The 20662-nt window shown below is 69.6% G+C and carries 18 protein-coding genes, 2 tRNA genes and 1 pseudogene; 5 read left to right on the top strand and 16 right to left on the bottom strand.

Going from position 1 to position 20662, the window contains the following annotated elements:
- Position 1: 1 nt before the first annotated feature.
- The 6 genes from mreC to M8J74_RS19675 all read right to left on the bottom strand — a co-directional run bounded on the left by mreC (position 2) and on the right by M8J74_RS19675 (position 7591).
- On the bottom strand, positions 2-940 hold the full coding sequence (gene mreC, locus M8J74_RS19700; RefSeq protein ID WP_249837680.1) for a rod shape-determining protein MreC: 939 nt from the start codon (positions 938-940) through the stop codon (positions 2-4).
- 146 nt (positions 941-1086) lie between these two features.
- On the bottom strand, positions 1087-2106 hold the full coding sequence (locus tag M8J74_RS19695) for a rod shape-determining protein (protein WP_004931372.1): 1020 nt from the start codon (positions 2104-2106) through the stop codon (positions 1087-1089).
- A 267-nt stretch (positions 2107-2373) separates the two neighbouring features.
- Positions 2374-2787, bottom strand: coding sequence for a nucleoside-diphosphate kinase (ndk, locus tag M8J74_RS19690; RefSeq protein WP_142151946.1), 414 nt, complete (start codon positions 2785-2787; stop codon positions 2374-2376).
- Positions 2788-2854: 67 nt separating this feature from the next.
- Positions 2855-3211, bottom strand: coding sequence for a DUF4233 domain-containing protein (locus M8J74_RS19685; RefSeq protein WP_058925305.1), 357 nt, complete (start codon positions 3209-3211; stop codon positions 2855-2857).
- Positions 3212-3215: 4 nt separating this feature from the next.
- Positions 3216-4700, bottom strand: a complete 1485-nt coding sequence (gene folC / locus M8J74_RS19680) for a bifunctional tetrahydrofolate synthase/dihydrofolate synthase (RefSeq protein ID WP_249837679.1) — start codon at positions 4698-4700, stop codon at positions 3216-3218.
- Between the two features lie 266 nt (positions 4701-4966).
- Positions 4967-7591, bottom strand: coding sequence for a valine--tRNA ligase (locus tag M8J74_RS19675; RefSeq protein WP_249837678.1), 2625 nt, complete (start codon positions 7589-7591; stop codon positions 4967-4969).
- 136 nt (positions 7592-7727) lie between these two features.
- Between M8J74_RS19675 and M8J74_RS19670 the strand changes: the two genes are divergently transcribed.
- A complete protein-coding gene (locus M8J74_RS19670; RefSeq protein WP_249837677.1) occupies positions 7728-8696 on the top strand; it encodes a hypothetical protein in 969 nt (322 codons plus the stop codon).
- 72 nt (positions 8697-8768) lie between these two features.
- On the opposite strand, the gene clpX is transcribed toward M8J74_RS19670, so the two are convergent.
- From clpX to M8J74_RS19645, 5 genes are all read right to left on the bottom strand, one after another.
- The gene (gene clpX / locus M8J74_RS19665) at positions 8769-10058 is read right to left on the bottom strand and encodes an ATP-dependent Clp protease ATP-binding subunit ClpX (RefSeq protein WP_058925301.1); all 1290 of its coding nucleotides are present in this window, start codon (positions 10056-10058) and stop codon (positions 8769-8771) included.
- A gap of 190 nt (positions 10059-10248) precedes the next feature.
- A complete protein-coding gene (locus tag M8J74_RS19660; RefSeq protein WP_058925300.1) occupies positions 10249-10929 on the bottom strand; it encodes an ATP-dependent Clp protease proteolytic subunit in 681 nt (226 codons plus the stop codon).
- Between the two features lie 52 nt (positions 10930-10981).
- Positions 10982-11590 carry an ATP-dependent Clp protease proteolytic subunit gene (locus tag M8J74_RS19655; protein ID WP_055570713.1) on the bottom strand — a complete coding sequence of 203 codons (609 nt, stop codon included), beginning with the start codon at positions 11588-11590 and terminating at the stop codon, positions 10982-10984.
- 298 nt (positions 11591-11888) lie between these two features.
- Positions 11889-13289, bottom strand: a complete 1401-nt coding sequence (gene tig, locus M8J74_RS19650; RefSeq protein ID WP_249837676.1) for a trigger factor — start codon at positions 13287-13289, stop codon at positions 11889-11891.
- 167 nt (positions 13290-13456) lie between these two features.
- Positions 13457-13533 (bottom strand) — tRNA-Pro (locus tag M8J74_RS19645).
- Positions 13534-13699: 166 nt separating this feature from the next.
- Between M8J74_RS19645 and M8J74_RS19640 the strand changes: the two genes are divergently transcribed.
- Positions 13700-13773, top strand: a tRNA-Gly gene (locus tag M8J74_RS19640).
- 168 nt (positions 13774-13941) lie between these two features.
- Here the strand turns inward: M8J74_RS19640 and M8J74_RS19635 are convergent.
- Entirely contained in the window at positions 13942-14136 is a 195-nt protein-coding gene (locus M8J74_RS19635) for a hypothetical protein (RefSeq protein WP_016435177.1), read from the bottom strand.
- Positions 14137-14721: 585 nt separating this feature from the next.
- On the opposite strand from M8J74_RS19635, the gene M8J74_RS19630 reads away from it, so the two are divergent.
- Positions 14722-15840, top strand: coding sequence for an acyltransferase family protein (locus M8J74_RS19630; RefSeq protein ID WP_249837675.1), 1119 nt, complete (start codon positions 14722-14724; stop codon positions 15838-15840).
- Here M8J74_RS19630 and M8J74_RS19625 read toward each other — a convergent pair.
- Both M8J74_RS19625 and M8J74_RS19620 read right to left on the bottom strand, forming a co-directional pair.
- The gene (locus M8J74_RS19625) at positions 15830-16306 is read right to left on the bottom strand and encodes an HD domain-containing protein (RefSeq protein ID WP_249837674.1); all 477 of its coding nucleotides are present in this window, start codon (positions 16304-16306) and stop codon (positions 15830-15832) included. The two genes, M8J74_RS19630 and M8J74_RS19625, sit on opposite strands and share 11 nt — an antisense overlap.
- A 41-nt stretch (positions 16307-16347) precedes the next feature.
- Complete coding sequence (locus tag M8J74_RS19620; RefSeq protein ID WP_058925297.1) at positions 16348-17532, bottom strand: PP2C family protein-serine/threonine phosphatase; 1185 nt, start codon at positions 17530-17532, stop codon at positions 16348-16350.
- A 188-nt stretch (positions 17533-17720) separates the two neighbouring features.
- Here M8J74_RS19620 and M8J74_RS19615 point away from each other — a divergent pair, with 188 nt between their 5' ends.
- The gene (locus M8J74_RS19615) at positions 17721-18950 is read left to right on the top strand and encodes a GNAT family N-acetyltransferase (protein ID WP_249837673.1); all 1230 of its coding nucleotides are present in this window, start codon (positions 17721-17723) and stop codon (positions 18948-18950) included.
- Here the strand turns inward: M8J74_RS19615 and M8J74_RS19610 are convergent.
- Positions 18947-19756 carry an Fpg/Nei family DNA glycosylase gene (locus M8J74_RS19610; protein WP_249837672.1) on the bottom strand — a complete coding sequence of 270 codons (810 nt, stop codon included), beginning with the start codon at positions 19754-19756 and terminating at the stop codon, positions 18947-18949. The two genes, M8J74_RS19615 and M8J74_RS19610, sit on opposite strands and share 4 nt — an antisense overlap.
- A gap of 35 nt (positions 19757-19791) precedes the next feature.
- Positions 19792-20280: a ribose-5-phosphate isomerase gene (locus M8J74_RS19605; RefSeq protein ID WP_249837671.1), complete on the bottom strand. Its 489-nt coding sequence runs from the start codon at positions 20278-20280 to the stop codon at positions 19792-19794.
- A gap of 215 nt (positions 20281-20495) precedes the next feature.
- On the opposite strand from M8J74_RS19605, the pseudogene M8J74_RS19600 reads away from it, so the two are divergent.
- Positions 20496-20662 (top strand): annotated as a pseudogene (locus M8J74_RS19600) (amino acid transporter); the annotation flags it as partial.

Genomic DNA, 20662 nt, shown 5'->3' with positions numbered 1-20662 from the left:
GCTACGGGGTCGGGCCGTTGGTGGGCGCGTTCGCCGAGGGGGTGACCGTGACGGTGACCGTCGGCGTCGGGGTCGGCTTGGGCTTCTTCGGCAGCACCGTGTCGCGGGGGTCCTTCTTCGGGGCCTCGACGACGACGCCGACGATGTCGAGCTTGGTGAAGCCGACGTACGGCGTGACGTAGATGGTCCGGGTCAGGCCGCCCTCGGAGGGCTGGACGCGGGAGACCACGCCGACCGGGACGCCCGGCACGAAGGGCTTGTCGGCTTCGGAGCCGAAGGTGACGAGCCGGTCGCCCTTCTTCACGTCCGCCTTGCCGTTGAGGAGTTCGACGCGCAGCGGGCGGTCGCCCTGGCCGGAGGCGAAGCCGAGTTCGTCGCTGTTCTCCATGCGGGTGCCGACGGTGAAGTCGGGGTCGTTGGCGAGCAGGACGGTGGAGGTGTTCGGGCCGACGGTCGTGACGCGTCCGACGAGGCCGTCGCCGTTGAGGACGGTCATGTCGCGCTTGATGCCGTCGTTCGCGCCGACGTCGATCGTGATGGTCCAGGAGAAGCCCTGGGCCGCTCCTATGGCGATGACCTCGGCGCCCTTGATGCCGTACTGGCCCTCGCCGGCGATCTTCAGCATCTTGTCGAGCTGCTTGAGGCGGCTGGTGTTGCGGTCGTCGCTGCCGAGCTTGGCCTTGAGGGCCGCGTTCTCCTTCTCCAGCCGGGCGAGCCGGTCGTGCTTGGTGCCGGAGTCGCGCACCGCGGAGACGGCGTTGCCGACCGGATCGACCGCCGCCGACACGCCGTTCTCGATCGGGCCGAAGGCCGCGGCCGCCGCCCGGCGGGCACCGTCGACCGGTGAGTCCTCCCCGCCGCGGATGTCCACAGTGATCAGCGCGAACGCGACGGCGATCAACAGCACCAGGAGCAGCCGGCTCTCTCTCGTGTCCCTCACGTGCGGCGGCCGTGCCTTCCTCATAGGAATGTGCGGGTGTTCAGGTGTCGAAGGGTGCGAAGGCTTATGCGTGAGCTTATGCCTCTATATCAACGATCCGCCGCACGAGAGGAGATCATCTCGTACGGCGGAATCGAAGAGTTACGTCATCTGCGCGGCTGGGCGTCCAGCACCTGCTGGAGCGCCTCGAACTCCTCCACGCACTTGCCGGAGCCGAGCGCCACGCTGTCCAGCGGGTCCTCGGCGATGTGGATCGGCATGCCCGTCTCGCGCCGCAGCCGCTCGTCGAGGCCGCGCAGCAGGGCTCCGCCGCCGGTCAGAACGATTCCGCGGTCCATGATGTCGCCGGACAGCTCCGGCGGGCACTTGTCGAGGGTCGTCTTGACGGCGTCGACGATGGCGTTGACCGGTTCCTCGATGGCCTTGCGCACCTCTGCGGCCGAGATGACGACGGTCTTGGGCAGCCCGGACACCAGGTCCCGGCCGCGGATTTCGGTGTGTTCGTCAGCGTCGAGGTCGTACGCCGAACCGATCGTGATCTTGATCTGCTCGGCAGTCCGCTCACCCAGAAGAAGGCTGTACTCCTTCTTGATGTGCTGGATGATCGCGTTGTCCAGTTCGTCGCCCGCGACGCGGATGGACTGGGCGGTGACGATGCCGCCGAGCGAGATGACCGCGACCTCCGTCGTGCCGCCGCCGATGTCCACCACCATGTTGCCCGTGGCCTCGTGGACCGGCAGGCCGGAACCGATGGCCGCGGCCATGGGCTCCTCGATGATGTGCACCTGGCGGGCGCCGGCCTGGGACGACGCCTCGATGACGGCGCGGCGCTCGACGCCGGTGATGCCCGAGGGCACACAGACGACGACCCGCGGACGAGCCAGATACCGCCGCTTGTGGATCTTCAGGATGAAGTAGCGGAGCATCCGCTCGGTGATCTCGAAGTCGGCGATCACGCCGTCCTTCAGCGGGCGGACGGCGACGATGTTGCCGGGCGTGCGGCCGATCATCTTCTTCGCTTCGGCACCGACCGCGAGGATGCCACCGGTGTTCGTGTTGATCGCGACTACGGACGGCTCGTTGAGTACGATCCCGCGACCCCTGACGTACACCAGCGTGTTGGCGGTCCCGAGGTCGACAGCCATGTCACGGCCGATGAACGACATTGAGTTCCCCATCAGGATTCGTCTGGCCTTCCTGGGAGCTTTTGAGGGCTTTTCAGGTAGGCGAAGTATGTGCTGTGACGTGAAGGCTTCCATGCTATCGGCGCCCGCACGGACACGGCGTAAGGGTCTCCGCCATTGTCAGCAGATGCTGGGTGCGTTCGCTTGGTGAGAGGGGCGTTCGGGGGTGCTCGTTCCCTCGATCGCCACGCATATGCCAGAAAGTCCGGGGGTCACCGCCCCCGGACTCGCCGTCCCGCGGGGCCCGGGTTACGCGCGGCCCGGGAAGAAGATCTTCACCTCGCGCTCGGCGGACTCCTCGGAGTCGGAGGCGTGGATCAGGTTCTCGCGGACGATGACGCCGTAGTCGCCGCGGATGGAGCCGGGCGCGGCGGCGATCGGGTCGGTCGGGCCGGCGAGCGCGCGCAGCCCCTCGATGACCCGCTCGCCCTCGACGATCAGCGCCACGACCGGGCCGGAGGCCATGAACTCCACCAGCGGCTCGTAGAACGGCTTGCCCTTGTGCTCTCCGTAGTGCTGCTCCAGCGTCTCCTGGTCCAGGGTGCGCAGCTCCAGCGCGGTGATCTGCCAGCCGGCCTTGCGCTCGATGCGGCTGATGATCTCGCCGGTCAGGCCGCGGCGGACTGCGTCGGGCTTGAGCAGGACGAGGGTGCGCTGGCTCACTGCGGGCTCCTAGTGATCAAGAGTCGTGCGGGGTGTTCGAAGATTACAGGGCGTGTCGGGGCCCTCGTCACGCAGCGTCAGGTGTAGAGGAGGCGCTCTCGGCGGCGAATCTCGCCTTCGCCTCGTCGATCTTCCTGCCGTAGTGCACCGAGGCCCACCACAGGGCGGCGAAGATCGCGCCGAGGAAGAACATCGTCGGCACGGCGAACCCGGAGGCGATCAGCGCTACCTGGAGGGCCCAGCCCAGCGCGACGCCGCCCGGACGGGTCACCATGCCGCACAGCACCAGGCACAGGAACATCGCGATGCCGCTGACGGTCCACACCGTCGCCACGGACAGGTCCGGGTCCTTCATGGCGACCAGCCCGGCGAACCCGATCACGAAGAACTCGCCGATCAGCGTCGAGGAACACAGCGTACGCACGGTGTCAGCCCCTCCCGAGGAGCAGTCGGGCCTCGCCCACGGTGATGACGGAGCCGGTGACGAGGACTCCGCCGCCCGCGAACTCGCCCTCCTCCTCGGCCAGGGTGATCGCGGCCTCCAGGGCGTCCGGCAGCCGCGGCTCGACCTGGACGCGCTCCTCGCCAAAGACCTCGACGGCGATCGCGGCGAGCTCGTCGGCGTCCATCGCGCGGTGCGTGGAGTTCTGGGTGACGACGACCTCGGTGAAGATCGGCTCGAAGGCCTCCAGCAGCCCGCGCACGTTCTTGTCGCCGCTGGCGCCCACGACCCCGATCAGCCGGCTGAAGTCGAACGCCTCACCGACGGCCTCGGCGGTGGCCCGGGCGCCCGCCGGGTTGTGGGCCGCGTCCAGCACGACCGTCGGGGAGCGCCGTACGACCTCCAGGCGGCCCGGGGAGGACACGGACGCGAAGGCCTTGCGGACCGTGTCCATGTCGAGGGGCTCGGGGCGCTGCGAGCCGACGCCGAAGAACGCCTCGACGGCGGCCAGCGCCACGGCCGCGTTGTGGGCCTGGTACGGGCCGTGCAGCGGGAGGAAGACCTCGCCGTACTCGCCGCCGAGGCCGCGCAGGGTGAGCAGCTGGCCGCCGACGGCCACCTGGCGGGCGACCACGCCGAACTCCAGGCCCTCGCGGGCCACGGTGGCGTCCACGTCGACGGCCTTCTTCAGCAGCACCTGGGCCGCGTCGACCGGCTGCTGGGCGAGGATGACCGTCGCGTCCTGCTTGATGATCCCGGACTTCTCCGAGGCGATCGCGGCGGGCGTCTCCCCGAGGCGGTCGGTGTGGTCGAGGTCGATCGGGGTGACGACGGCGACGTCCGCGTCGATGACGTTCGTGGCGTCCCAGGAGCCGCCCATGCCGACCTCGACGACGGCCGCGTCCACGGGGGCGTCCGCGAAGGCCGCGTACGCCATGCCGGTGAGGACCTCGAAGAAGGACAGGCGGTACTCCTGCGAGGCGTCGACCATCTCGACGTACGGCTTGATGTCGTCGTACGTCTCGATGAAGCGCTCGGCGGAGATCGGGGCGCCGTCCAGGCTGATGCGCTCGGTGATCGACTGCACGTGCGGGGAGGTGTAGCGGCCCGTGCGCAGCTCGAAGGCGCCGAGGAGGGCCTCGATCATGCGGGCGGTGGAGGTCTTGCCGTTCGTGCCCGTGATGTGGATCGAGGGGTACGAGCGCTGCGGCTCGCCCAGCACGTCCATCAGCGCGGCGATCCGGCTGACCGACGGCTCCAGCTTCGTCTCGCCCCAGCGGGTCGCCAGGTCGGCCTCGACCGCGCGCAGGGCCTTGTCGACCTCCGGGTCCTCGGGGCGGGCGGGCACGTCGGCGCTCGGGGCTCCGCCCTGGGTGCGGAGGGTTCGGCTGCCGGCCTCGATGACCGCGAGATCGGGGTCACGGGTGGTTTCTTCCGCGATGATCTCGTCGAAGGGGTCGCTGTCACTCACAGGGCCAGTCTAGGGCTGCGCCCGAGGGGAGGGGTGGCTGGTCCCTGTCGGCGCCCGAGGGGAAGAGGCTGGTCCCTGTCGGCGCCCGAGGGGAGGGGTGCTGGTCCCGGTCGGCGGGCGCGGGGAGGTGGGGGCTTGTCGCGCAGTTCCCCGCGCCCCTGGGTGGGCGGCGGCGCCCGGGGCTGAACAGTTCCGAGGGTCGCGCGCCGGGGTGAGCGCGGGCCCCCGGCGCCTGTCGGCTCCGGGGGCCCGCGTTGCTGGGTCGGTTACTGCTGGGGCAGGCGGTCCAGCTGGGACTGGATGCGGGTGATGTCCTCCTCCGCCTTGGCCAGGCGGGTGCGGATCTTGTCGACCACGTTGTCCGGGGCCTTCGCCAGGAACGCCTCGTTGCCCAGCTTGGCCGTCGCCTGGGCCTTCTCCTTCTCCGCCGCCGCGAGGTCCTTGGCGAGGCGCTTGCGCTCCGCCGCGACGTCGATCGTGCCGGAGAGGTCGAGGGCGACCTCGGCGCCCGCGACCGGGAGGGTGGCCGTCGCCGTGAAGGCGTCGCCCTCCGGCTGCAGGCGCAGCAGCTGGCGGATGGCGGCCTCGTGGGGCGCCAGTGCCGTGCCGTCCAGGCTGAGGCGGGCCGGGACGCGCTGGCCCGGCTGCAGGCCCTGGTCGGCGCGGAAGCGGCGGACCTCGGTGATGACCGACTGGAGCGTCTCGATCTCGCGCTCGGCGGCGGCGTCCCGGAAGCCGGAGTCCTGGGGCCACTCGGCGACGACGACGGACTCGCCGCCCGTGAGCGTGGTCCACAGGGTGTCGGTGACGAACGGGACGATCGGGTGCAGCAGCTTGAGCGTGACGTCGAGGACCTCGCCCAGGACGCGCTGGGAGACCTCGGCCGCCTCGCCGCCCGCCTGGAACGTCGTCTTGGACAGCTCGACGTACCAGTCGAAGACCTCGTCCCACGCGAAGTGGAAGAGGGCGTCGGAGAGCTTCGCGAACTGGTAGTCCTCGTAGAGCGCGTCGACCTGCGCGACCGTCTCGTTGAGGCGCGAGAGGATCCAGCGGTCGGTGGCCGACAGCTTCTCCGGCGCCGGCAGCGGGCCGTCCACCGTCGCACCGTTCATCAGCGCGAAACGGGTGGCGTTCCAGATCTTGTTGGCGAAGTTGCGGGAGGCCTGGACCCACTCCTCGCCGATCGGGACGTCGGTGCCGGGGTTGGCGCCGCGGGCCAGGGTGAAGCGGACGGCGTCGGAGCCGTACTTGTCCATCCAGTCCAGCGGGTCGACGACGTTGCCGAAGGACTTCGACATCTTCTTGCCGCGCTCGTCACGGACCAGACCGGTCAACGCGATGGTGCGGAAGGGGACTTCGCCGTCCATCGCGTACAGGCCGAACATCATCATCCGGGCGACCCAGAAGAAGATGATGTCGTGACCGGTGAGCAGGACGTCGGTCGGATAGAACTTCCGCAGGTCCTCGGTCTGTTCGGGCCAGCCGAGCGTGGAGAACGGCCACAGGCCGGAGGAGAACCAGGTGTCGAGGACGTCGGTGTCCTGCTTCCACCCCTCGCCGCCCGGGGGCTCCTCGTCCGGTCCGACGCAGACGACCTCGCCGTTCGGGCCGTACCAGACGGGGATGCGGTGGCCCCACCACAACTGCCGTGAGATGCACCAGTCGTGCATGTTGTCGACCCAGTCGAAGTACCGCTTCGACATGTCCTCGGGGTGGATCTTGACCCGGCCGTCGCGGACCGCGTCGCCGGCCGCCTTGGCCAGCGGGCCGACCTTGACCCACCACTGCATGGACAGACGCGGCTCGATGGTGGTCTTGCAGCGCGAGCAGTGGCCGACGGAGTGGACGTACGGGCGCTTCTCGGCGACGATCCGGCCCTGCGAGCGCAGGGCGGCGACGATGGCGCTGCGCGCCTCGAAGCGGTCCAGGCCCTGGAAGGGGCCGTGGGCGGTGATGACGGCCCGCTCGTCCATGACGGTGATCGACTCCAGGCCGTGGCGCTGGCCGATGGCGAAGTCGTTCGGGTCGTGGGCGGGGGTGACCTTGACGGCACCGGTGCCGAACTCGGGGTCGACGTGGCTGTCGGCGACGACCGGGATGGCGCGGTTCGTCAGGGGCAGCTTGATGCGCTTGCCGACCAGGTGCTTGTAGCGCTCGTCATCCGGGTGGACGGCGACGGCGGTGTCGCCGAGCATCGTCTCGGCGCGGGTGGTGGCGACGACCAGCGTCTCGTCGCCCTCGCCGTACTTGATGGAGACGAGCTCGCCGTCGTCCTCCTGGTACTCCACCTCGATGTCCGAGATGGCCGTCAGGCAGCGCGGGCACCAGTTGATGATGCGCTCGGCGCGGTAGATCAGCTCGTCGTCGTAGAGCTTCTTGAAGATGGTCTGGACGGCCTTGGACAGGCCCTCGTCCATGGTGAACCGCTCGCGGTCCCAGTCGACGCCGTCACCGAGGCGGCGCATCTGGCCGAGGATCTTGCCGCCGTACTCCTCCTTCCACTGCCAGACGCGGTCGACGAACTCCTCGCGGCCGAGGTCGTGGCGGGACTTGCCCTCCTCGGCGAGCTGCTGCTCGACCTTGTTCTGGGTGGCGATGCCGGCGTGGTCCATGCCGGGCAGCCACAGCGACTCGTAGCCCTGCATCCGCTTGCGGCGGGTGAGGGCGTCCATGAGCGTGTGCTGGAAGGCGTGGCCCAGGTGGAGGCTGCCGGTGACGTTCGGCGGCGGGATGACGATGGTGTACGCCGGCTTGTCGCTCTTGGCGTCAGCGGCGAAGTACCCCTTGTCCACCCAACGCTCGTACAGCGGCCCCTCTACATCGGCCGGCGCGTACTGGGTCGGCAGTTCGGTGCTGGGCGCTGATGGCTGCTGCTGAGCGTTCTCGGTCACGGGGTCAGTTTAGGGGTGTCGCGGGGGTGTCCCGAAACGCGTTTGTTCTGTAACGGTGCGGCCCCCGATGCACTGCGTCCATCGCGGCTGCGCCAGGATGTCAGGGCCACATAAGCATCTGGAGGGGAACCCAGAAATGAGTCACAACCAGCCGGGCCCGTACGGCGGGCAGCCCCAGCAGCCCGGGCCGTACGGCCAGCCGGGACCCTACGGCCAGCAGCCGCCGCAGGCCCCCCAGCCCGGCTACGGCTACCCCCAGCAGCCGCCGACGGCACCCCAGCCGGGTTACGGCTACCCGCAGACGCCCCCGCAGGGCGTGCCGCCGCAGCAGCCGAACCCGTACGGGCAGCAGCAGCCGCCCTACGGCCAGCAGCCGTACGGCCAGCAGCCCTACACGGTCCCGCAGCCCCCGGTCCCGGGCGGCGGCAAGAAGAAGACGGGCCTGATCATCGGCGCGGTGGCGGTCGTGGCCGCGATCGGCGTGGGGATCTACCTGGTGGTCGGCGGGAGCGGTGGCTCCGGTGGTGGCGGTTCGACCGTCGCCGACGACGGCCCGCACAAGCTGACGACGCCGTCGGTCGTGCTCACCGAGTACAAGAAGTCCAGCAGCGACAGCAACACGATGACCAAGTCCGACCTGCAGGACGCGGCGTCCTGGGGCGTCAAGGACGCCAAGGACGTCAGCGCCTCCTACGAGGTGAAGGACGCGAGCAACCCGCTGGGCGGGAAGATCCTCTCGTTCGGTGGTGTCTACGGAACGATCGACGATCCCGAGAAGGCCGTCGACGGCTTCTTCGGCTTCATGAAGAAGGACTCCAAGAAGGAGAACGTCACCTTCGAGGGAAGCCCCAAGGAGTACAAGCCCGCGGGCCTGAGCGGCGCGGTCCTCAAGTGCCAGGGCGCCAAGGTCGAGAACTCGTCGGCCGCCGGGTCCGGCATGGCCAAGGAGATGGGCGTCACGTACTGCGTCTGGGGCGACCACAGCACGCTCGGCTTCGTGATGCCGATGAAGTACTCGGACATCGCGGCGGGCAACGCGACCGACCCCACGGAGGCGGCGGAGACGACCGCCAAGCTCCGCAACCAGGTCCGCGTCAAGGCCTGACGGACGTCACACCGTTCAACTGCGAAGGGGCCCCGGTCTGTTGACCGGGGCCCCTTCGTTCGTCTCGGGTCGTTACGCCGTCTTCTGCTCGCCCGGGCCCCGGCCGTTGCGGGCGTCTCGGGGGATCAGGGTCGGGTTGACGTTGGAGTGGACGACGTCGGCCGTGATGACCACGCGGGCCACGTCCTTGCGGGACGGGACCTCGTACATCACCGACATCAGGACCTCCTCCATGATGGCGCGCAGGCCGCGCGCGCCGGTCTGGCGGAGGATGGCCTGGTCGGCGATGGCCTCCAGGGCCTCGCGCTCGAAGTCCAGCTCCACGCCGTCGAGTTCGAACAGGCGCTGGTACTGCTTGACGAGCGCGTTGCGCGGCTCGACCAGGATCTGGAGCAGGGCCTCGCGGTCGAGGTTGTGGACCGAGGTGATGACCGGGAGGCGGCCGATGAACTCGGGGATCATGCCGAACTTGACCAGGTCCTCGGGCATGACGTCCTCGAACTGGTCCTTGGCCTCCAGCTCGCGCTTGGAGCGGATCGTCGCGCCGAAGCCGATGCCCTTGGCACCCGCCCGGGACTCGATGATCTTCTCCAGGCCCGCGAAGGCGCCGCCCACGATGAACAGGACGTTCGTCGTGTCGATCTGGATGAACTCCTGGTGGGGGTGCTTGCGGCCGCCCTGGGGCGGGACGGAGGCGGTGGTGCCCTCCAGGATCTTCAGCAGGGCCTGCTGGACGCCCTCGCCCGACACGTCGCGCGTGATGGAGGGGTTTTCACTCTTCCGCGCGACCTTGTCGATCTCGTCGATGTAGATGATCCCGGTCTCGGCCTTCTTGACGTCGTAGTCGGCCGCCTGGATCAGCTTGAGCAGGATGTTCTCGACGTCCTCGCCGACATAACCGGCCTCCGTCAGCGCCGTCGCGTCCGCGATCGCGAACGGGACGTTCAGCATGCGGGCCAGGGTCTGCGCGAGGAGCGTCTTGCCCGAGCCCGTGGGGCCGAGCAGGAGGATGTTGGACTTCGCCAACTCGATCGCGTCGTCACGGCCGCTGCCGCCGCCGTTCTCGCCGGCCTGGACGCGCTTGTAGTGGTTGTAGACCGCGACGGAGAGGGCCTTCTTCGCCGCCTCCTGGCCCACCACGTAGCCCTCGAGGAACTCGTAGATCTCGCGCGGCTTGGGAAGTTCCTCCCAGCGCACCTCGCTCGTCTCCGCGAGTTCTTCCTCGATGATCTCGTTGCAGAGATCGATGCACTCGTCGCAGATGTACACACCAGGCCCTGCGATGAGCTTCTTGACCTGCTTCTGGCTCTTGCCGCAGAACGAGCACTTCAGCAGATCGCCGCCGTCACCGATGCGTGCCACGGTGTGCTTCCCCTTCGCCTGGGAGACGCCTAGATCCAGCGGCTCCTGGTGCTGCCTATTCCGACGGTACCTTGCCGGGCCCCTCGTTCGGGCCCCCCTTGGCGCGGTTCACTGTGACGTGCAGCGTGTCAAAGCACACCAACCGTGCCAAGGGGCGGCAGACGATACAGCTTCCGCACCGCTTCCGTTGTCAGCGGACGGCCGCGTTGTTCATCTTCCGGGTGGAGATGATCTGGTCGATCAGGCCGTACGACAGCGCGTCCTCGGCCGTGAGGATCTTGTCGCGCTCGATGTCCTCGCGGATCTTCTCGATCGGCGTGGTCGAGTGCTTGGCCAGCATCTCCTCCAGCTGCGCACGCATCCGGAGGATTTCGTTGGCGGCGATCTCCAGGTCGGAGACCTGACCGCGGCCCGTCTCGCTGTAGGGCTGGTGGATCAGCACGCGGGCGTTCGGCAGCGCCATGCGCTTGCCCGGCGTGCCGGCGGCCAGCAGGATGGCGGCGGCGGAGGCCGCCTGGCCCATGCAGACCGTCTGGATGTCGGGCTTCACGAACTGCATCGTGTCGTAGATGGCCGTCAGCGCCGTGAAGGAGCCGCCGGGGCTGTTGATGTAGACCGAGATGTCCCGGTCGGGGTCCATCGACTCCAGGCACAGCAGCTGCGCCATGACGTCGTTGGCGGAGGCGTCGTCGATCTGGACGCCGAGGAAGATCACCCGCTCCTCGAAGAGCTTCGCGTACGGGTCGTACTCGCGGATGCCCTGCGAGGTGCGCTCGACGAAGCGCGGGATCACGTAGCGGGACTCGGCGCGCGGGCCGGTGTACTCGGCCTCGGGGCGCGCGAAGAGGCCGCTGCCGGGGAAGTCGTTCACTGTCTGTCTCCTAGGGGCTTGGGCGGTCGGCTGGGGGCTCGGCAGGGTGGCCTCAGGCCGCGCCGGTGCCACCGCCGCCCGGCATACCGGCGGCCGTCGGGATGACGTCGTCGATGAGGCCGTACTCCTTGGCCTCGAAGGCGTCGAACCAGCGGTCACGGTCCGAGTCGCGGGTGATCTGCTCGACCGACTGGCCGGTGTGCTGCGAGGTGAGCTCCGCCATGCGCTTCTTGGTGTGCAGCAGCCGCTCGGCGTGGATCTTGATGTCGGAGGCCGAGCCCGCCAGGCCCGCGGAGGGCTGGTGGATCAGGATCTCGGCGTTCGGCAGCGCGAAGCGCTTGCCGGGGGTGCCCGCGCTGAGCAGGAACTGCCCCATGGAGGCCGCGAGGCCCATGGCGATGGTCACCACGTCGTTCTTGATGAACTGCATGGTGTCGTAGATCGCCATACCGGCCGTGATCGAACCGCCCGGGCTGTTGATGTAGAGGTAGATGTCCTTGTCCGGGTCGGCGGCAAGGAGCAGCAGCTGCGCGGTGATCTTGTTCGCAATGTCGTCGTCGACCGGCTGGCCGAGGAAGATGATCCGCTCGTTGAGCAGCCGGTTGTAGACCTGGTCGCCGAGGCCACCACCGATGGAAGGCTCGCCGGCGGCTGAGGGCATCAGATTCGTCACGTATCCACCTGCTCGTCTTACGACGGCGCCGGGCCGTCTCACGTGTTCCCATCCGGGGGCGGGCTAGTTCTGGTGACTCCCCTGCCCTCGTACATGGACCCTAACGCGCAGGCCGGACAGTGCCATCCCGGTTCCCGGACTGTTCGCTGTCAGCGCATGTGCGGTTGCTCCGTGGGACGGCGGGCGGCCACGAGCGCGGGAAAGGGCCCGGGGAGCGTGTCCCCGGGCCCTTTCCCTACGGCTTTCCCACGGCTTCCCTACGACGCCTCGCGGCGCCGTCGGGGTCTCAGCCCTCGGTCTTGTCCGTCTCGTCGGCGTCGGTGGCGTCGGCCTCGGTCGCCTCGGCGGCGACGTCGGCGGCGGCCTCCGTCTCCTCCTCGTCGTCCAGGTCGACGACCTCGCCGTTGGTGTCCTTGACCGTGGCGGCCTCGACGACGACCGCGAGGGCCTTGCCGCGGGCGACCTCGCCGACCAGGAGCGGCACCTGGCCGCCCTCGACGACGGCCTGGGCGAACTGGTCGGGGGACATGCCGGAGGAGGCGGCGCGGCGCATGAGGTGCTCGGTGAGCTCCTCCTGGTTGACGTTCAGCTTCTCCTGCTTGACCAGCTCGTCGAGGACGAACTGGGTCTTGATGCCCTTGACCGCGGCTTCCTTGGTCTCGGTGTCGAACTCCTCCTCGGTCTTGCCCTGGATCTCCAGGTACTTCGCGAGGTCGAGACCCATCTGGCCGAGCTGGTGGTGCTCCAGGTTGTGCTTGCGGGTGTTGATCTCGTCCTCGAGCAGCTTCTCGGGGACGGGCACCTCGACGAGCTCCAGCAGCTTCTCCAGGACGCGCTCCTGGGCCTGCGTGGCCTGGTCGTACTGCTTCATGTTCTCGAGGCGCTTGCGGCTGTCCGCCTTGAGCTCCTCGAGGGTGTCGAACTCGGAGGCGAGCTGCGCGAAGTCGTCGTCCAGCTCGGGCAGTTCGCGGGCGGCGACCTGGGTGACCTTGACGGTGACCTCGGCCTCCTTGCCGGCCGCGGAGCCGCCCTTGAGCTCGGAGGTGAAGGTGGCCTCCTCGCCCGCGGACAGGCCCTTGACGGCGTCGTCGATGCCGTCGAGGAGCTCGCCGGAGCCGATGGTGTACGAGACGCCGTCGGCGACGCCGTCCTCGAGGACCTCGCCCTCGACCTTGGCCTGCAGGTCGATCGTGACGACGTCGCCGTCCTCGGCGGCGCGCTCGACCGGCGAGGTCGAGGCGAAGCGCTCGCGGAGCTGCTCGACGGACTTCTCGACGTCCTCGTCGGTGACCTCGACGGCGTCGACCTCGACCTCGATGCCGGAGTAGTCCGGGATCTCGATGGTCGGGCGGACGTCGACCTCGGCGGTGAAGTTCAGCGTCTCGCCGTCCTTCAGCTCGGTGATGTCGACCTCGGGCTGGCCGAGGACGTCGATCTCCGCCTCGTTGACCGCCTCGGTGTAGAACTTCGGAAGCGCGTCGTTGACCGCCTCCTCCAGGACCGCACCGCGGCCGAACCGCTGGTCGATGACGCGGGCCGGGATCTTGCCCTTCCGGAAGCCCTTCACCGTGACCTGCTGGTTGATCTTCTTGTACGCCGCGTCGAGGCTGTCCTTGAGCTCCTCGAAGGGCACCTCGACAGTGAGCCGAACCCGAGTCGGGTTCAGGGTCTCCACGGCGCTCTTCACGGTTCGGTCTCCTTGGTGGCTGACTGCTTGGGTTCTGCCGGGGCCAGAGCGGCTCCGGCGGATCGCCGCCCGGAGGACTACTTCGTAGAGGAGAGACACACGGGCGTGCAGCTTGCATAGTAACGGCAGCGGCGACACGCCCCAAAGGCGATCACTCGGTGATCACATGGTCGGGGTGGCGGGATTTGAACCCACGGCCTTCCGCTCCCAAAGCGGACGCGCTACCAAGCTGCGCCACACCCCGTCTGGTGCGACACGTAGGGTACATGCCTGCACGCTGTGCGACCGCCGGTTTTCCCGGAGTGCCGCCGCTCTCGGCCGGCCGGGCGGCGAAGGGGTGTGCGGCGAGGCGGGCCGACCCGCTACGATGCCTTCAGTGCCGCGGTCTCCCGACCTGCGGCGCGCTGTGTGCGGGCGTAGCTCAATGGTAGAGCCCCAGTCTTCCAAACTGGCTACGCGGGTTCGATTCCCGTCGCCCGCTCCATACGGCCCGGGGCCGGACACGAGCATGATGCTCGTGTCCGGCCCCGGGTGGTTTCCGGGGTCGGCAGACCCCGGCGCGGTCCGCGACCGTGGCGCCGGGCGTGCGCGTGTCGGCATGACGGAGCCGCCGCCGGGCACCCGAGGAACGGGCGTTCGGTGGGGCTCACCGTCAGAAGCTGATCGAGTTGATCGTTTCCGCTATCGAGTTCAGGAAGCGGTTGATCGACGGGGCCATGCCGGTCGACGCGAGGAAGAAGCCGAAGAGCACCGCGACGATGGCGGGTCCGGCCTTGATCGATCCACCCCGGATCAGGACCACCAGGATGATCGCCAACAGCAGCACCACTGACAGTGAAATGGCCACAACTGATCACACACCCTTGGTCGGTCCGCTCTCCCGGCCCGGGGGCGCATGCCCGCGCACCCCCGCCAGAACCATCGTGCCACCAACAGGGCCTGCGTATGCGGCTGGTGGGACATCGGCGCGGCACCTGTGTCACAGCTTTGCCTGAACCATACGGACGCACGGGCACCGCGGGCCCCAACACGGGCTGTCCGCACGGCAATTCGAGGACCCACCCGCCCAGGCAATTCGGCGCGATCGTTTCCATGTCCACACAACGCGTTCGCAGTTATTTCGAATTGTCGTCACGGGCACACCAAAGCCGAGCGACAGCCGACCTAGTTGTCATGATTCATCCGGACTAAGCCACCCATAAGGCCAGCGAGCGACTCTGGTGGAATGTCCCCTTCATGCCTCTTTGCCGGGACGAATCGTGAGGTCAACTCCCCGCAATTTCGGGGCACACGAAGCCCATAAGCAGGAATGACATGGACGGTTTCACGAATAGCCACAGACAACGCTAGGGTGCCTCAGATGTTTCACGCCGCCTCGTCCCCCGGTCAGCACAGAACGCCGCTCCCTCCGGCACAGTCGCCGGCGTCGGGAGTGCCGAGTCCGCGTTCGCCGCAGAGTCAGCAGGCGCGTGCGGCCCAGGGACAGCCGGCCCGGCCCGGCAAGCAGCGCGACGCCTTCTTCGACAACGCCAAGTACCTGGCGATCGTGCTGGTGGCCATGGCCCACTCCTGGGAGCCGCTGAAGGGCGACAGCCGCGTCCTGGAGGGCGTGTACACGGTCGTCTACGCCTTCCACATGCCGGCGTTCATCATCATCTCCGGCTTCTTCTCGCGCAGTTTCGACATGCGCCCCGACCGCCTCCGGCGCCTGGTCACCGGCGTCCTGGTGCCCTACGTCGTGTTCGAGACGGCGTACTCGCTGTTCAAGCGCTACGGCGACCACGATCCGGGCATGGACGTCAGCCTGCTCGATCCCTGGTACCTCACCTGGTTCCTGATCGCGCTGTTCGTCTGGCGGCTGACCACCCCGCTGTGGAAGACGGTCCGGTGGCCGCTGCCGCTCGCGCTCGCCGTCGCCATGCTGGCGTCCGTCTCCCCCGACATCGGCGACGACCTCGACCTGCAGCGGGTGCTGCAGTTCCTGCCCTACTTCGTGCTGGGTCTGTGCATGAAGCCGGAGCACTTCCACCGGGTGCGCACGCGCCGGGTGCGGATGCTGTCCGTGCCGGTCTTCGCGGCCGCGCTGGCCGTCGGCTGGTGGGCGGTGCCGCGGATGAACACCGCCTGGTTCTACCACCGCGACGCCGCCCAGAACCTGGGCGCGCCCTGGTGGTCGGGGCCGGTCATGACGCTGGCGCTGTTCGGCTGCTCGCTGCTGCTGACCGCCTGTTTCTTCGCCTGGGTGCCGCGCCGGCGGATGTGGTTCACGACACTCGGCGCGGGCACCCTGTACGGCTATCTGCTGCACGGTTTCGTGGTCAAGGCCGGTGACTTCTACGGCTGGTTCGACTACGGCTGGATGCGCCGGCCGCTCGGCGAGATCCTCGTGACGCTCGCCGCGGCCGCCGTCGTCACGGTGCTGTGCACCCGGCCGGTGCAGCGGGTGTTCCGGTTCGCGATGGAGCCGGAGATGAAGTGGGCCTTCCGGCCCGACTCCGTCGAGGCGGCGCGCGGCCGGGTCAACGCCCCGCGCGAGAAGGTCAGCGCCTAGCCACACCCCAGCCCGGCGCCGCGGCGTCCAGACCGAGAAGTGCGCGCATGCCGGCGTACTTCTCGGTCAGTCGTGTGCGGGTGGCCTCGTCGGCGACGCCCGCGACGCGTGCCGGGTCGGCGTTGTGGGCGATGTCCGCGGCCTTCACCAGGAGCGCGCCGGGGGTGGCCAGGATCCGGTCGGCGTACTCCCGCGCCGGCTCGCCGTCCCGTTTGGTGAGGGCGAGCACGATGTCCTGGGTGCGGGTGCTCAGTTCGAGGCCGCGCAGCCACCGCTCCGTCAGCGGCGTGTCCTCGACGGCGTCGTGCAGCCAGGCCGCCTTCAGCTGGTCCTCGTCCCCCGCGCAGGCGCGTACGCCCGCCACGACGGCGACGAGGTGCTCCACGTAGGGGCGGTCCTGCTTGTCGGTCTGGGTGGCGTGCGCCCAGCGCGCGATCGTCTCGACTTCGAGGAGCGACAGTGTCATGGCCCCAGTCTGTCCTGGCGCCGGACCGCTCCCGCAGGCGGCTACACCAGCCTGGGCTGCCCGGCCGTCGGGCCCTCGCGGCAGATCAGCAGCAGGGCCCGGTCGTCGTTGACGTCCTTGGCCACCGCCTCGATCAGATGCCAGGCCGCGCCGTGGAAGCCGCCCGCGACATACCGGTCGGCCTCCCCGGTCAGCCGGTCGATGCCCTCGACGATGTCCCGGTCGGAGGTCTCCACCAGACCGTCCGTGAACAGCATCAGCACGTCCCCGGGGCGGAGCGATCCCTTCACGGGGTCGAACTGCGCGCCGTCGTACACACCGAGCAGCGGCCCCTCGGCCGCCTTCTCCTCCCACCGGCCGCTGCCCGCGCTGAGCTGCAGGCCCGGCGGGTGGCCGGCGGAGTAGAGCTCGTAGTCGCCGGAGTCGAGGTCCAGCACGAGGTGGATGGAGGTCGCGAAGCCCTCGTCCCAGTCCTGGCGCAGGAGGTAGCCGTTCGCGGCCGGGAGGAAGGCGTGCGGCGGCAGCGAGCCCAGCAGGCCGCCGAAGGCGCCGGACAGCAGCAGGGCCCGCGAACCGGCGTCCATGCCCTTGCCGGACACGTCCGTCAGGACGACCTCCAGGGTGCGGCCGCCGTTCGTGCGGGCCGCGACCACGAAGTCGCCCGAGAAGGACTGGCCGCCGGCCGGGCGCAGGGCCATCTCGCGGTGCCAGCCGCCGGGCAGCGTGGGCAGCTTGCTCTGGACGCGGATGCGTTCGCGCAGGTCGAAGAGCATGGTGCCGCCGCGCCGCCAGGGCACGCCGACCCGGCTGCGGAACTGGGCCACCAGCAGGCCGAAGAAGCCGCAGGCGGCGACCACGAGGACCACGCCCGGGGTGACCCGCGAGGGGCCCTCCGTGTAGGGGCCGAGCTTCACCGACTCCACGATCAGCGCCGTGGCCGCCGCCGCGTACAGGCCGAGCAGGCTCGCCGGACGCAGCAGCAGGCCGCCCGCGACGATCGGCACGACCAGCAGGGCCGGGGAGCACCACACCGAATTGGCCAGGGTCACAGCCGCGATGACGGGGATGGTGAACAGCAGCAGGCCCAGGGCGATCCATTCCGAGCCGTCCCCGCGGAAGTAGTCGACGGCGCTTCTGCGCACGCCGACCCGGGCCCGGTGCCACTGCATCTTCAACCGGGCCGTGAACGTCTCGGCTTCCGCGCGCCGCTCTCGTCCTGCTGCCATTAGTTCGGGACCTTATCCGTCGGACCCGCCACTTGGCACAGGAGGTACGACTTGTCCCCCATCCGAGGTTCAACTTCACAGGCACCGTGAAGGCCGTGAATAGACCGTTTTGTACGGGCCCGTTGAGCCTTTCGGCCTGCGCCGTAAATTCCCTCGCTCCTCCCGTGCGGCCCTGGTAGGCATGGTTCATGGGGAACGACGTGCGCGCGCTGCGGCAGGACGAATGGGACGAGTGGTACGACAACCTGATCCGCGCCTTCGGCGGGGTCCCGGAGTCGGACGAGGAGCGCGCGCTGTGGCGCGAGCTGATCGATCCGCGGCGGTGCGTGGGCGTCTGGGACGGTGAGGCGTGCGTCGGGACGGCCGGGGCGTTCGCCTTCCGGCTGACCGTGCCCGGCGGGGCCGCGGTGCCGGCCGCCGGCGTCACCATGGTCTCGGTGGCCGCCACGCACCGGCGCCGGGGCGTCCTGACGTCCATGATGCGGCGGCAGTTGGACGACGTGCGGTCCTGGGGCGAGCCGCTGGCCGTGCTGACGGCCTCCGAGCCCGCGATCTACGGGCGGTTCGGCTACGGGACGGCGACCTTCCACGTGAACGCCGAGATCGACACGACCCGCGTCCGGCTGTCCGTGCCGCCCGGCACCGACGAGGTGCGGCTGCGGTACGCGCGCCCCGGGGACGTGCTCGACGCCTGCGAGGCGCTGTACGCCCGGCTCGTGCCGCGGCGGCCCGGGATGCTGGTGCGCGGGCCGGGCTGGGAGCGGCTGGGGGTGCTGGACCCGGAGAGCGACCGGGGCGGCGCGTCGCCGCAGCAGTGCGTGCTCGCGGAACGGGAGGGCGAGGTCGTCGGCTACGCCCGGTTCCGCGTCAAGCCGGACTGGGAGCCGACCGGCCCCGACGGCACGGTGGTGGTGCAGGACGTGGAGGCGCTGGATCCGGCGGCGCACGCGGCGTTGTGGCGGTTCCTGTGCGACATCGACCTCACGTCGAAGGTGTTCGCCCGGGGCCGGCCGCTGGACGAGGGCTGGCAGCACCTGGTCTCCGACATCCGGCGGTGCTCGCTGCGGACGCGGGACTCCCTGCACGTACGGCTGGTGGACGTCGGCGCGGCGCTCCAGGCACGGACCTATCAGGCGCCGGTGGACGTGGTGCTGGCGGTCGAGGACGCCTTCTGCCCCTGGAACGAGGGCCGTTGGCGGCTGACCGGCGACCCGAAGGGCGCCTCCTGCGCCCGCACCGAGGACGCCCCCGATCTCGCCCTGTCGGTAAGGGAGTTGGGGTCGGCGTATCTCGGCGGCGTCACCCTGGAGGCGCTCGCCGCGGCCGGGCGGGTGCGGGAGCTGCGCCAGGGCGCGCTGGCGGAGGCGTCACTGGCCTTCGCGTCCACGGTGGCCCCGTGGCTGCCGCACGGCTTCTAGGCGCGCTGGCAGGTGGGGCACCAGAAGAGGTTGCGGGCGGCGAGGTCGGCGGTGCGGATCTCGCCGCCGCAGAGGTGGCAGGGCAGGCCGGCCCGGCGGTAGACGTAGACCTCGCCGCCGTGGTCGTCGACGCGGGGCGGGCGGCCCATCGCCTCCGGGGTGTGTTCGGGGCGGACGGTGTCGATGCGGTTGTGGCGCACGCCCTCGCGCATCAGCGCGACGAGGTCGGCCCAGATCGCGTCCCACTCGGCCGGGGTGAGGTCCTTGCCCGCCCGGTAGGGGTCGATGCCGTGCCGGAAGAGGACCTCGGCGCGGTAGACGTTGCCGACGCCGGCGATCACCTTCTGGTCCATCAGCAGCCCGGCGATCGTCGTACGGCTGCGGGAGATCCGCCGGTACGCCACCTGCGGGTCGGCGTCGTCCCGCAGCGGGTCGGGGCCGAGGCGGGCGTGTATCGCCTCCTTCTCGGCGTCGGTGACGAGCGCGCAGGTCGTCGGGCCGCGCAGGTCGACGTAGGAGGTGTCGTTGGCCAGGCGCAGCCGGACGGTGTCGGTCGGCGGGGGCGCCGGGGCGGCGCCGAAGGTCACCTTGCCGAACAGGCCGAGGTGGATGTGGACCCAGTCGCCGTCGCGGAAGCCCAGGAAGAGGTGCTTGCCGTGGGCTTCCGTACGGGTGAGCCGGGCGCCGTCGAGCAGGGCGGCCGCGTCGGAGAACTTGCCCTGGGGGCTGGTGACGCGCGGCGCCGTGCCGGAGAAGCGGCCGGCGTAGTCGGACGCCAGCCGGTGGATCGTGTGCCCCTCTGGCACGGTGCCCGTTCCTTTCCGGCCCCTGTCGAGGGGCGTCAGTCCTGCTGCGGGTGGTGCGCCGGGATCGGGGGCAGGTCGCCCGTCGTCTCGTAGTCCGCGAGCATGTCGATGCGGCGGATGTGGCGCTCGTCACCGGAGAACGGGGTGCCCAGGAAGGTCTCGACGAACTTCGTCGCCTCCTCGGTGGTGTGCATGCGCGCGCCCACCGCCACGACGTTGGCGTTGTTGTGCTGGCGGCCGAGCGAGGCGGTCTCCTCGCTCCAGGCGAGCGCCGCGCGCACGCCCTTCACCTTGTTCGCGGCGATCTGCTCGCCGTTGCCGGAGCCGCCGATCACGACACCGAGGGCGTCGGGGTCCGCGGCCGTCCGCTCGGCGGCACGCAGGCAGAAGGGCGGGTAGTCGTCCTGGGCGTCGTAGAGGTGCGGGCCGCAGTCGACGGGGTCGTGGCCGGCCGCCTTCAACCACTCGACGAGGTGGTTCTTGAGTTCGAAGCCGGCATGGTCGGAGCCGAGATACACGCGCATGCCTGTGAGTGTGACACGGCCGTTTCAGGGCAGCAGCCCCGGGTGTCGGCCCGGAGGAATCCACCCCTCACCATGGAACCTCAAGGAAACCTCAAATAACGATCCGGATTCAAAGGTTCACGAATTCCTTTGCCTCCGTTTCACTGGACCGACCCGTACACACCCCTGTGCGGGAAACCGCTCAGACCGCTCACCCGGCGCAAAGGAATTCCCCCATGACTTCCGGGCACCAGTCCTCCGGGCTCCAGGCAGGACTCAAGAACCGCCATCTGTCGATGATCGCCATCGGCGGTGTCATCGGCGCCGGCCTCTTCGTCGGCTCCAGTTCCGGCATCGCCACCGCGGGACCCGGCATCCTCCTGTCGTACGCCCTCGTCGGCAC

This window comes from Streptomyces panaciradicis (assembly GCF_023516615.1).
In the GTDB taxonomy this organism is placed as follows: Bacteria; Actinomycetota; Actinomycetes; order Streptomycetales; family Streptomycetaceae; genus Streptomyces; species Streptomyces panaciradicis.
Note: the sequence above shows the minus strand (reverse complement) of the source record. Positions and strands in the feature narration are given on the sequence as shown.

What these genes read in the sequence shown, in the direction of transcription:
- M8J74_RS19695 (WP_004931372.1), bottom strand. Translation starts at nt 2,106, where the DNA reads ATGTCGTTCATCGGCCGTGACATGGCTGTCGACCTCGGGACCGCCAAC.
- M8J74_RS19670 (WP_249837677.1), top strand. Translation starts at nt 7,728, where the DNA reads ATGAGTCACAACCAGCCGGGCCCGTACGGCGGGCAGCCCCAGCAGCCC.
- M8J74_RS19655 (WP_055570713.1), bottom strand. Translation starts at nt 11,590, where the DNA reads ATGCCCTCAGCCGCCGGCGAGCCTTCCATCGGTGGTGGCCTCGGCGAC.
- M8J74_RS19625 (WP_249837674.1), bottom strand. Translation starts at nt 16,306, where the DNA reads ATGACACTGTCGCTCCTCGAAGTCGAGACGATCGCGCGCTGGGCGCAC.
- M8J74_RS19620 (WP_058925297.1), bottom strand. Translation starts at nt 17,532, where the DNA reads ATGGCAGCAGGACGAGAGCGGCGCGCGGAAGCCGAGACGTTCACGGCC.
- M8J74_RS19615 (WP_249837673.1), top strand. Translation starts at nt 17,721, where the DNA reads ATGGGGAACGACGTGCGCGCGCTGCGGCAGGACGAATGGGACGAGTGG.
- M8J74_RS19605 (WP_249837671.1), bottom strand. Translation starts at nt 20,280, where the DNA reads ATGCGCGTGTATCTCGGCTCCGACCATGCCGGCTTCGAACTCAAGAAC.